This window comes from Acinetobacter sp. YH12112 (assembly GCF_013418945.1).
In the GTDB taxonomy this organism is placed as follows: Bacteria; Pseudomonadota; Gammaproteobacteria; order Pseudomonadales; family Moraxellaceae; genus Acinetobacter; species Acinetobacter indicus.
On sequence record NZ_VPBA01000021.1, the window covers coordinates 1 to 12009 of the forward strand.

Sequence of the window (12009 nt, forward strand, 5' to 3'; positions counted from 1 at the left end):
AAGTTGGGTGTATTTCTTCATTGTGTGCTTTCCAATTGCGAGTTGAAAAAGTCTAATGATTCTATGAATACACCTAACTTTTTCAACTAACTACAAATGTGTCGCACTTGGGATTTGAATCTGCGTTTTTATAAAATGATATTTCTGCCCAGAATCGCGATAAAGCAGACAATAAAAAACCCATCACTCGGATGGGTCATTTAATATCTTTAAAGCTTAAAGGCCAGCAGCCGCTTTTAAGATATCGACTTTGTCGGTTTTTTCCCAGGTAAAGGCAGTGTCTGAACCTTCGCGGCCAAAGTGACCGTAGGCAGCAGTCTGCTTGTACATTGGTTGTAACAGGTCCAGCATACGGGTAATGCCGTATGGACGCAGGTCAAAGTGTTCACGAACCAGCTGAACAATCAGTTCATCAGCCACTTTACCGGTGTTAAAGGTGTTAATTGAAATTGAGGTTGGCTCAGCCACACCAATTGCATAAGACACCTGAATTTCACATTTGTCAGCAAGGCCAGCAGCCACGATGTTTTTCGCCACATAACGACCCGCATAAGCAGCAGAGCGGTCTACTTTCGATGGGTCTTTACCAGAGAAGGCACCACCACCATGACGCGCCATACCACCGTAGGTATCTACAATAATTTTACGGCCAGTCAGACCACAGTCACCCACTGGGCCACCAATCACAAACATCCCGGTCGGGTTGATGTGGAATTTGGTGTCAGCATGGAACATGTCAGCTGGGATGATCTTTTTCACGATTTCTTCAATCACGGCTTCTTTCAGCTGTGCTTGACTAATTTCAGGATCATGCTGGGTTGACAGCACCACCGCATCTAAACGTACTGGTTTGCCATTTTCATAGGCAAAAGTCACCTGGCTTTTCGCATCTGGACGTAACCAAGGCAGGGCACCGCTACGACGCAGTTCAGCCTGTTTTTCCATTAAGCGATGCGCATAAGAAATTGGCGCAGGCATCAGCACATCCGTTTCACGGCTGGCATAACCAAACATCAAGCCCTGGTCGCCAGCACCCTGATCTTCAGGTTTTTGACGGTCTACACCTTGGGCAATTTCCGGTGACTGCTTACCAATCATGTTAATTACGGCACAGGTTGAACCATCGAAGCCGAGGTCAGAATGATGATAGCCAATACCATTGACAGTTTGACGTACAATCGCTTCAAAATCCACATTGGCTGTGGTAGTGATTTCACCCGCAAGTACGACCGCACCGGTTTTTACAAGCGTTTCACAAGCAACCCGCGCATATGGGTCTTCTTTTAAGATTGCATCCAAAATGGCATCACTGATTTGGTCAGCCATTTTATCTGGATGGCCTTCGCTTACAGATTCCGAGGTAAATACAGCGTACTCGCGCATAAGTCCTATCACAGTTATTTCAAAAGACGCAATATGTTACATCGAGTTAGACTTTAGGACTAGCTCAATACGACCAAATTGGCTGAATTTATTTCAATTCAATGACTTTTTATCTGATATAGGCATTTAAAAAACTGATATAAAATCCAAAACGGTATAGATTCATCATCCGGATAAACTTGAGTTTTAATTCAATAAATCACTATTTTAAAAGCGGCTGTATTCTTATAATTTATATTAGGAATCAAACAATTATCTTGTTTTTAGAGTTTTGGGAAAATGCTGTCTGTCATCTTTTGGTCGGTATCATGCTCTAAAATGAAGTCTGTTGCTGTTGAGCAGGATTGTGCAGTTTTGAATTAAATTGAATGAATTTCACAATGAGCGCTTTTTTGTATAAAAAACCATCCAAAAAGGTCAGTTATGTAACATGAAAATCTGGATAAGCCACCCGGTTATTCGCCAGAAATTCAATTTTCTCATGCCTCTAGCCAGGAATTGTACGAAAATGCGCAGGCAAACGAATAAATACCGAAAAATTACCACTGAGGCTTTACCCCATACGCTTTTTTTAAGACAATAGACGTGTTTTGAATTCCTATTCATCTTCCTTTATTAAACGATTTATTTGGACTCTGACCTATGACGACCCCGCTTAATGAACGTCGTATTGCAAACGCAATTCGTGTATTGGCTATGGATGCCGTGCAAAAAGCAAATTCCGGACATCCAGGTGCGCCGATGGGGATGGCAGACATCGCTGACGTGGTGTGGCGTGAATTTTTAAATCATAACCCGACGAACCCGCAATGGGCTAACCGCGACCGTTTTGTTTTATCCAATGGTCATGGTTCTATGCTGCATTATGCGCTGTTACATTTAACCGGTTATGATCTTTCAATTGAAGATTTAAAAGCATTCCGTCAACTACACTCTAAAACACCAGGTCACCCGGAATACGGCTATGCACCAGGGGTTGAAACCACCACTGGTCCACTTGGTCAGGGTATTGCCAATGCGGTTGGTTTTGCTCTGGCTGAAAAGACACTGGCAGCGCAGTTCAATAAAGATGATATGCAAGTGGTTGACCATTACACCTACTGTTTCCTGGGTGATGGCTGCCTGATGGAAGGTATTTCTCACGAAGTATGTTCACTGGCCGGTACTTTAGGTCTGGGTAAACTGGTGGTTTACTATGATGACAACGGTATTTCAATTGATGGTGAAGTTGAAGGCTGGTTCTCTGATGACACTGAACAGCGCTTCCTGTCTTATGGCTGGCAAGTACTGAAAGTTGATGGTCATGATGCAGATGCTATTCGTGAAGCAACTGTGGCTGCCAAAGCTGAAACCGCTAAACCAACCATTATTATCTGTAAAACCATTATCGGTTTAGGTTCACCAAACAAACAGGGTAAAGAAGATTGCCACGGTGCACCGCTGGGTAATGATGAAATCGTGTTAACCCGCGAAGCGCTGGGCTGGACCGATGAAGCGTTTGTAATTCCTGAAGATGTGTATGCTGCTTGGGATGCGAAAACCAAAGGTGCTGAAACTGAAGCTGCCTGGAATGCTACTTTTGCTGCCTATGCAGCAAAATATCCTGCAGAAGCGGCTGAATTAAAACGCCGTTTAAGCGGTGAATTACCAGCAGAATTCCTGGCACAGGCCGATGCCTATATTGCTGAAGTGAACGCGAAAGCAGAAACCATTGCGACCCGTAAAGCCAGCCAGAATACGCTACAGGCTTTTGGTCCATTATTACCTGAATTATTGGGTGGTTCTGCGGACCTGGCTGGTTCAAACCTGACGCTTTGGAAAGGTTGCCAGGGCGTACAAGACAATGCCGCAGGTAACTATGTACACTACGGCGTACGTGAATTTGGTATGACCGCGATTGCCAACGGTGTGGCGCTGCACGGCGGTTTCATTCCTTATGTAGCAACATTCTTAATGTTCATGGAATATGCGCGTAATGCCGTGCGTATGTCTGCGTTAATGAAGCAACGCGTAATTCATGTTTATACCCATGATTCGATCGGTCTGGGTGAAGATGGTCCTACGCACCAGCCAATTGAGCAGATTGCATCGTTACGTGGTACGCCAAACCTGAACACATGGCGTCCATGTGACACGGTTGAAGCTGCGATTTCCTGGAAATCTGCTTTAAGCCGTGCGGAAGGTCCATCTGCGTTAATCTTCTCTCGTCAAAACCTGCCATTCCAGGCGCGTACTCAAGCACAAATTGAAAACGCGGCCAAAGGTGGTTATGTGCTGGCTGAAGAAAAAGGTGAATTGAAAGCAATCATCATTGCGACTGGTTCTGAAGTGACCTTGGCGATGGAAGCACATGCACAGCTTGAAGGTGTACGTGTGGTATCTATGCCATGTGCTGAAGAATTCATGCAGCAAGATGCGGCGTATCGTGAAGCAGTTCTGCCATCGAATATCCGTGCCCGTGTTGCGGTTGAAGCAGCGCATGTCGATTACTGGTGGAAATTTGTGGGTCTGGACGGCCGCGTGATTGGTATGACCACTTACGGCGAATCTGCACCAGCCAAAGATTTGTTCCAGCACTTTGGTATTACCACGGAAGCAGTGGTTGCTGCAGTGAAAGAACTGACGGCTTAATCGCTCAGACATTTCAAAAAGACGCTCCGAATGGGGCGTTTTTTTATGCTAGTTTAAAAGGCTGAATGATATAAAAGAAGACCCACATGACAGCAATTAGTATTGTGCCTTTGGCACAGACCAGTCAGCCGCAATGGCAAGCACTTTGGGTCGGTTATCAGGCCTTTTATCAAACCAAGTTATCAGATGAATTGAGTGTCCATACCTGGCAGCGTCTGACATCAGCTGAGTCTGCGCATATGTATGGTTTTGCGGCACTGCTTGAACAGCAGATGGTGGGCTTTGTACATGTGATTGAACATGACAGCTGCTGGACGTTCAAGCCTTATGCCTATTTGCAGGATTTATTTACCCACCCCGATTATCGCGGGCAGGGTGTGGCCAGATTACTGATTGAACAGGTCTATATGGAAGCCAAAAAACGCCAGTGCGACCGGGTTTACTGGCTGACACAAGAAGCCAATCAAACTGCACAAATATTGTATGATAAAGTGGCCCACAAGACCGGATTTATTCAATATAAACAAAGTCTGTAACGGCATCCATGCGTTAATCGTTTCATTGCTGCAACAGAACGTTTTATCTGTAGCAATGAACTCTAACAAGAAATCTATACACTAATAAGCATTCAAAAAGCGAGATAAAAGCATGAACTTTAAAGCACTTGTACTTGGTTTGGCGGTTACTTCAGTAGCAACAGCTGCGTTGGCAAAACCAGTGGCGTATCAAATTGACCCGACCCATACTGCAACTGTATTTAGCTGGGATCACTTCGGTTTCTCTACGCCATCAGGTAACTTCTCAAACATTCAAGGCACCATTAATGTTGATGAGAAACAGCCAGAAAAATCATCTGTCAACGTGACTATTCCATTAAACAGCCTGAACACCAACGTCAAAGCGCTGGATGAGCACTTAATGGCAGCAGACTGGTTTGATGCAGCAAAATATCCAACTATTACTTTCAAAAGTACCAAAGTTGAAACTCAGGACAAAAAGAACTTTAAAATCACAGGTGATTTAACTGTGAAAGGTGTAACGAAACCTGTAGTTCTGGATGCGGTACTGAACAAACAAGGTCCACATCCAATGACCAAAGCGGCAACTGTTGGTTTTAATGCCACCACGTCATTTGACCGTTCAGCATTTGGTATCGCCGGTTTTGTACCAAATGTAGGTGATAAAATTACTGTAAACATCACCACTGAAGCTTCTGTTGCTGCGAAAAAATAATCGCAAGAACAGCACAAAAAGCACCCGCTTCAGGGTGCTTTTTTTATGACGATGATAAATGTAAGGACAATTTAAAGCTTTCCGGTCAGCTTTGAGATTTTAAGCCGGCTAGAAACTGACCAAGAACCGTCGCGCTAACCTGTTGCAGTTGCGGCGCGTATTGCTGATGAGCGGCGCGTAAGGTGGGAATATCAATCTGGGCCTGACGTAATTCACAGGTATGGCCAATCAGCCATTTTTCTAAACTGTCTGCTGCAACTTCAGCATGAAACTGTAGTGCCAGAATATGTGGTCCGACCCGGAATGCCTGATTCGGATACAAGTCGGAGCTGGCCAGTAATTCAGCCTGTGCTGGTAAATCAAAAGTATCGCCGTGCCAATGCAAGACCGGTGTGTTGGCTAATGCCGCCAGTGGGTTATGCGCTGCATCTGCCAGACTGAGGCGGCTCCAGCCAATTTCTTTGGCATGGCCAGCATAGACTTTGGCACCCAAGGCATGAGCAATGAGCTGTGCACCCAAACAAATACCAATAGTGGGTAAATTCCTCTCTAAACGTACTTTTAGTAAGTCTATTTCTTGTTGTAAGAAAGGGTAGTCTGTGGTTTCATAAATGCCAATTGGGCCACCCAAAATAATCACTAATCCTTCATGCGCAAACGCCTTTTCTAGATTTTCCACACCAGCTTCAAAATACCGTACTCGTAAACCTTGTTCATACAGGACATCTTCCCACGCGCCGAGGTCTTCAAACGCAAGATGTTGAATGGCATAGACAGTGTCGGGTAAATCGAACATGGCAGATACTTCAGGCTGAAAGGGAGATTTAATGTAACGTGAAATACACTCGAACTAAAGCGTAGCGTATGAATAAAGGATAGATTTTTAACTTGATCTCCCGGTTTATACAACGCTGAAAGAGCGTGCTGCGAAAGTCATAGCATTCCATATTGCAATAAAAACGCCCGATGCAAATACATCGGGCGCAGGTTGAAACGGTAACTTCAACGCTGTTGGAATCCTAAAGACGAGTCTTTAGAAGAAGCCAGCAGGTTTAGTTGAGTAGCTCACCAACAAGTTTTTGGTTTGTTGATAATGTTCTAACATCATCTTGTGGTTTTCACGGCCAATACCTGATTTTTTATAACCACCGAAAGCGGCATGCGCAGGGTAGATGTGGTAACAGTTCGTCCAAACGCGACCCGCCTGAATAGCACGGCCTGCACGGTAAGAAGTGTGCGCAGAACGTGACCAAACACCTGCACCTAAACCGTAAATGGTGTCATTGGCAATTTTAATGGCTTCATCAAAGTCTTTAAATGTAGTCACAGAAAGCACTGGGCCGAAAATTTCTTCCTGGAAAATCTTCATGTCATTGCGGCCTTTAAAGATGGTCGGCTCGATATAAAAACCTTGACCAACTTCATGACGTGCTTCACCACCTGTGAGGACTTCGGCACCTTCGGCACGGCCGGTGGCAATGCAGCCCAGAATTTTATCCTGCTGTTCCTGGGAAGCCTGCGCACCAATCATAGTTTCAGTATCAAGCGGGTGACCTGTTTTAATACGTTTAACACGTTCGATGGCTTTTTCAAGGAAACGGTCAGCAATACTTTCCTGTACGAGCGCACGTGATGGACAAGTACAAATTTCACCCTGATTCAGCGCAAACATAGCAAAGCCTTCGAGTGCTTTGTCTAAGTAGTCGTCATCTTGCGCCATAATATCTTCAAAGAAAATATTTGGAGATTTACCACCAAGCTCCAAAGTCACTGGAATGATGTTTTCAGTGGCGTATTGCATGATCAATTGACCGACCTGGGTCGAACCTGTGAATGCAATTTTGGCAATACGTGGATTGGTTGCCAATGGGCGACCCACTTCTACACCGTAACCATTGACTACGTTTAATACGCCTGCTGGCAATAAATCTTGAATCAGTTCAACCAAAACTAAAATGCTGGCAGGGGTTTGTTCTGCAGGTTTAAGTACGATACAGTTACCCGCAGCCAAAGCAGGTGCAAGTTTCCATGTTGCCATTAAAATTGGGAAGTTCCATGGAATAATTTGCCCCACAACGCCCAACGGCTCATGAAAGTGATAGGCAATGGTATCTTCATCAATTTCAGAAATTCCGCCTTCTTGGGCACGAATACAGCCTGCAAAATAACGGAAATGGTCAATCGCCAATGGAATGTCGGCAGCCAATGTTTCCCGAACAGGCTTACCATTGTCCCAGGTTTCAGCCACAGCCAGAACTTCCAGATTTTCTTCCAGACGGTCGGCAATTTTGAGCAGCAGGTTGGAGCGGGTAGTCGGTGAAGCAGTATTCCAGCTGGCCTTGGCTTTATGGGCTGCATCTAAAGCCAGTTCAATGTCTTCTGCCGATGAGCGTGGGACTTTGGTAAATACTTTGCCATCTACAGGAGAGATATTTTCAAAGTATTCGCCTTTTACAGGGGCGACCCACTCGCCACCAATAAAGTTTTCGTATTGTGCTTTAAATTGAACTTTTGAACCGGGTTGATTGGGATCTACGTAACGCATAATTCTCTTCCTTTGATGGTTTTTTATAATCTGCGGTCTATTTACCGTTTACAATAATCCTGTGTTTAAATCAGGTTAAATTTACGGCTAAGGTATAAGGTACTTTAGTACGTTATTTGTTTAGCATACCAATATAAGGTTGGAAAAAGGTTGGAAAGTTGCAGGTTTACAAGCAGCGAACAAATCCTTACAAAAGTAAGCAGTACAATGGATGTAATGCCCACAGGATTGTGAGAGTCAATAATGATGAAAAAACAAGACCTATTGGAAAAAAGGGTGCATATTGAACAGTTTAGACAAAGTAGCAGTTTATCGCCGCTGCATGCTCAGCAAATTCAGCAGAGTATTTTAAAATCTTGGCAACGCTCTCAAATTGCTGAAATTCCTGTTGATCGGTTGGCAGCCCCGTTAAATTATAGTCTAACGCATACACATAGTGGTTCGGCCTTACAACGTGCTGTGCAAAACTGTGCAGAAGATTTAAGACATATAGCACAGCAGTCCGACATGGTGGCAGCCGTGGGCGATGTGGGCAGTACAATTATTTGGACGGCAGCGAGCGCGCAAATGCGTAATGTGGCGGAACAGGTGCATTTTGTAGAGGGCGGGCAGTGGCGTGAGGAGTTGGTAGGTACCAATGCTTTGGCTTTGTCACTTAAAACTCAGCAAGCAAGTTGTGTGTTTTCCAGTGAACACTTTATGTCATCATTACATGACTGGGTTTGTTATGCAGCGCCTATTTTAGACCCTTATTCCAAACAAGTATTGGGCGTAATTGATTTATCGACTACTTGGAAAAACCATAACAGTTTGGGGGTGTTGGCAGCAGAACGCTGTGCTTCTTTGATTCAAAATGCACTGCTTGATCAGCAAAAACAGCAGCTTTATATTCGCGCGTTTCGCGTGCCACAAGTGTTATTTAATGGCAAAGTGGTGGTGATGACACCGCGTCAAATTGAAATATTGGTGATTTTAGCACTTTGTCCACAAGGCATGAGTTTAGATACTTTACACCAAGCTCTATATGGTGAGCGTAAAGTCAGTATGGGCACGCTTAAAGCTGAGATGTCTCAATTACGTGATATTCTAGGCGGGATGCTTGGTTCGCGTCCTTACCGAATTTTGGCGCATATAGAAGCCGATTTTTTACAAGCCGAGCAGGCTTTAGATGCTGGTTATGTGCAGTCTGCCTTACAAACGTGTGCAGGGGTGTTTTTGGCGAAAACTGAAAGTCCATTTTTATGTGCATGGCGAGATTGCTTAGAATCTCGCCTGAGTGATGCCATTTTTAATGCACAAGATACCGATGTATTGCTAAAACATTTGGCACGCAGCCCTGAAGCGATTGACGCAGTGGAGCGTTTAATTGAATTGATGCCAAAGGGGCATCCTGCACATCAAATTTTATTAAAATACACAGCCTAAGGGATGCATCAAGTCATTTAGCCGTTAATTCACTTCCTTTAGTTCTTGTTTTTAGTTTTATAGCTCTTTGCGGTTTAACCAGTCAAACAAGGACTGATACACGTCCGCACGGACTTCGGGCGCAGAAAGTACTAAATCATGCACGCCATTTTCAATTTGGCAAAGCTGAATATCGCCATGCATGTGATGCCCATATTTTTGCATATCTGCAACATTTAAAATTACGTCAGTGCGTTGCGCAATCTCATTCCATTGGCGTGGATAACTACTTTGACTCGCATGCATAATTAAGGTGGGTACACCCAAATGCACACTGGCATGAATTTCTTTTTGCGCTTCATGAATTGCACGTACAAAACTTAATCGCACTTTTGGATAACGCGGTTTCTTCCATTCCAAATTAAATAACCATTCACCATGATATTGTTTGTGTAGACTTGGTACATAAAATGGATTAAGGCGGCTTGGAAATTTCATTTCTGGCAGCAATTTGCCCAATTGGCTCAAACGAGGAATGCCGAATTTTTTCTCAATCTCGCTCATATTGAAATCATAAAAAGGGCTGTTGCACCATAAACCACGAATCAGTGGATGATTGGGATGATGTGCCACATATAACGTGGTGATTAATCCACCTGTTGAATGTCCCGCCAAAATTACCGAGTCATGTTCTTCTGTGGCAATTTGCTCAAGTGCAGCGGAAATTTCTGCATCATATTCAGACAAGCTGCGCACATTGTACCAATGTTGATGTGACAAATGCGAACGCCCATATTTACGTAAATCTAGGGCATAAAAGTCATAACCGTGCTGATTAAACTGGTCTGCCATTTCTGTTTGAAAAAAATAGTCAATAAAACCATGAATATAAAGTACGGCTTTACGGGTTTCCTGTTCGGCTTTTTTGCGTACCAAGGTAGCAATCACTTTGCCTTCATAATCCGAAGGAAAATCCAGCGTCATTTGTTGGTAATCGGCACCCAAAATATCGGGTTGATAGCTTGGTGTTGTTTTTTGTTTTTTGCTTAACAGCATAAGGTGTTCGTCATCCATTTTATTTTGACTATATCCTTGATGAGCTGTGCGCATTTGTCAAATTGAATTATGCAAATCCTCTGCATCTACATCGCTTTAGTTTTATGCTGCGAGTTCATTTTGTTCTAAACAGCAAAAAAAAAGCAGAACGCATCTGAGATGGTTCTGCCAAAGGGAAGGATAAAAATAAAACAGCAAAAGAGGAAAATTGAAAAAAAATGGGAGATGCTGAGCAAATCGTGATTCACTCAGCAGGAGATTCAAATTACATCGCGGCTTTAAAAATTTCGACCACTTGTGCATGATTGGCTTTACGTGGGTTGGTGAGCATGCAGGCATCTTTTTGTGCATTTTCAGCCATAATAGCCAAGTCATTTTCTTTCACGCCTAACTCTGCTAAACCTGTTGGAATACCAATCGAGCTAGATAGTTCACGAATTGCATCAATCGCGGCATAGGCGGCTTCTGTGGTGGTTAATCCGTCAGTATTGACTCCCATCAATTCTGCAATATCTGCATAACGCTCAGGGCAGGCAATCAGGTTAAATTCGCAAACATGCGGCAATAAAATTGCATTACAGACGCCGTGCGGCAAGTTGTAGAAACCACCGAGTTGATGCGCCATGGCATGCACATAGCCCAATGAGGCATTGTTAAATGCCATACCTGCCAAATATTGCGCATAGCTCATGGCATCACGCGCTTCAATATTTTCACCATTTGCCACGGCAGGGCTGAGCCACTGACTAATCATACGGATAGCTTTTTCAGCACAGGCATCGGTAATAGGATTGGCTGCGGTTGAAACGTAGGCTTCTACAGCATGGGTTAAGGCATCCATGCCTGTTGCTGCGGTTAAACCTGCAGGTTTGGCAATCATGAGTTTTGGATCATCAATGGCGATGAGTGGTGTACAGCGCCAATCGACAATTGCCATTTTAACGTGCGTGTCTGTATTGGTAATAATACAGAAACGGGTCATTTCCGAAGCTGTACCTGCAGTGGTGTTAATGGCAATAAGTGGGGTCATTGGCACGGTACTTTTATCAATGCCTTCATAATCACGAATATGCCCACCACCTGCGGTCACTAAGCCAATGCCTTTGGCACAGTCGTGGGAAGAACCACCACCTAAGGACACAATGAAGTCGCAGTGATTGGCATTGTAGGCATCAACACCGTTATGCACGTTAATATCGGTCGGATTTGGCTCTGCACCAGCAAAGATATGGCTGGCAACGCCTGCTTCGGTGAGATAGCCTGCAATGGTATCGGCAACGCCAAATTTAAACAGTCCTTCATCAGTCACAATTAGGGCTTTTTTGGCGCCTAAATTTTGTGCTCTTACGCCAATTTCTTTGGCACAACCAGGGCCGAAGAGTGACACACAAGGAATATAAAAACCGTTGGTTTGATCTGCAATATTTTTAAAAGCCATGCTCAGATTCCTTCTTGCATTGGATATTGGAATAATGTGTTGTTATCGCGGTGTTGAACCGTAATTTGAGTATCCATTGCTTTGTTGTGAAATCCTACCTACCAAATACCAACCCTAGTTGCTGATCAAAGAGTGTAAAATAATCACTTGAAAATTATGGATTTTTAATTTGTTTTATTATCTGAAGTAGTGCGCAGTCTATAGGCAAGAGCACAAATCTTGTTTATAGTATTTTTTGTATCTCTAATTTTAAGGTGTGAATACAGCACACACATATTTAAAATGTAATTCAATTAATAAGTGGCTTAAGCTAGATTGA

At 43.8% G+C, this 12009-nt stretch carries 9 protein-coding genes; 4 read left to right on the top strand and 5 right to left on the bottom strand.

The annotated features are described in order from the left end of the window. Positions 1 to 216: 216 nt before the first annotated feature. On the bottom strand, positions 217 to 1383 hold the full coding sequence (gene metK, locus FTU50_RS09090) for a methionine adenosyltransferase (RefSeq protein ID WP_005177421.1): 1167 nt from the start codon (positions 1381 to 1383) through the stop codon (positions 217 to 219). A 642-nt stretch (positions 1384 to 2025) separates the two neighbouring features. Between metK and tkt the strand changes: the two genes are divergently transcribed. The 3 genes from tkt (at position 2026) to FTU50_RS09105 (ending at position 5247) form a co-directional block, all read left to right on the top strand. Next, the gene (gene tkt, locus FTU50_RS09095; protein WP_180046283.1) at positions 2026 to 4014 is read left to right on the top strand and encodes a transketolase; all 1989 of its coding nucleotides are present in this window, start codon (positions 2026 to 2028) and stop codon (positions 4012 to 4014) included. A gap of 86 nt (positions 4015 to 4100) precedes the next feature. Beyond that, positions 4101 to 4550 carry an N-acetyltransferase gene (locus tag FTU50_RS09100; protein WP_180046281.1) on the top strand — a complete coding sequence of 150 codons (450 nt, stop codon included), beginning with the start codon at positions 4101 to 4103 and terminating at the stop codon, positions 4548 to 4550. A gap of 112 nt (positions 4551 to 4662) precedes the next feature. Next, positions 4663 to 5247, top strand: a complete 585-nt coding sequence (locus FTU50_RS09105) for a YceI family protein (RefSeq protein ID WP_005177424.1) — start codon at positions 4663 to 4665, stop codon at positions 5245 to 5247. A gap of 85 nt (positions 5248 to 5332) precedes the next feature. Here the strand turns inward: FTU50_RS09105 and FTU50_RS09110 are convergent, their stop codons facing one another. Both FTU50_RS09110 and FTU50_RS09115 read right to left on the bottom strand, forming a co-directional pair. Beyond that, positions 5333 to 6043 carry a glutamine amidotransferase gene (locus FTU50_RS09110; RefSeq protein WP_180046279.1) on the bottom strand — a complete coding sequence of 237 codons (711 nt, stop codon included), beginning with the start codon at positions 6041 to 6043 and terminating at the stop codon, positions 5333 to 5335. A gap of 237 nt (positions 6044 to 6280) precedes the next feature. Beyond that, complete coding sequence (locus tag FTU50_RS09115) at positions 6281 to 7792, bottom strand: aldehyde dehydrogenase family protein (protein ID WP_180046278.1); 1512 nt, start codon at positions 7790 to 7792, stop codon at positions 6281 to 6283. A gap of 243 nt (positions 7793 to 8035) precedes the next feature. Here FTU50_RS09115 and FTU50_RS09120 point away from each other — a divergent pair, with 243 nt between their 5' ends. Next, positions 8036 to 9217 carry a transcriptional regulator gene (locus FTU50_RS09120; protein WP_180046276.1) on the top strand — a complete coding sequence of 394 codons (1182 nt, stop codon included), beginning with the start codon at positions 8036 to 8038 and terminating at the stop codon, positions 9215 to 9217. A 57-nt stretch (positions 9218 to 9274) separates the two neighbouring features. On the opposite strand, the gene FTU50_RS09125 is transcribed toward FTU50_RS09120, so the two are convergent. Both FTU50_RS09125 and FTU50_RS09130 read right to left on the bottom strand, forming a co-directional pair. Then, positions 9275 to 10270, bottom strand: coding sequence for an alpha/beta hydrolase (locus tag FTU50_RS09125; RefSeq protein ID WP_168391384.1), 996 nt, complete (start codon positions 10268 to 10270; stop codon positions 9275 to 9277). A 247-nt stretch (positions 10271 to 10517) separates the two neighbouring features. Then, positions 10518 to 11690: an iron-containing alcohol dehydrogenase gene (locus FTU50_RS09130; protein ID WP_104491824.1), complete on the bottom strand. Its 1173-nt coding sequence runs from the start codon at positions 11688 to 11690 to the stop codon at positions 10518 to 10520. Positions 11691 to 12009 lie beyond the last annotated feature (319 nt).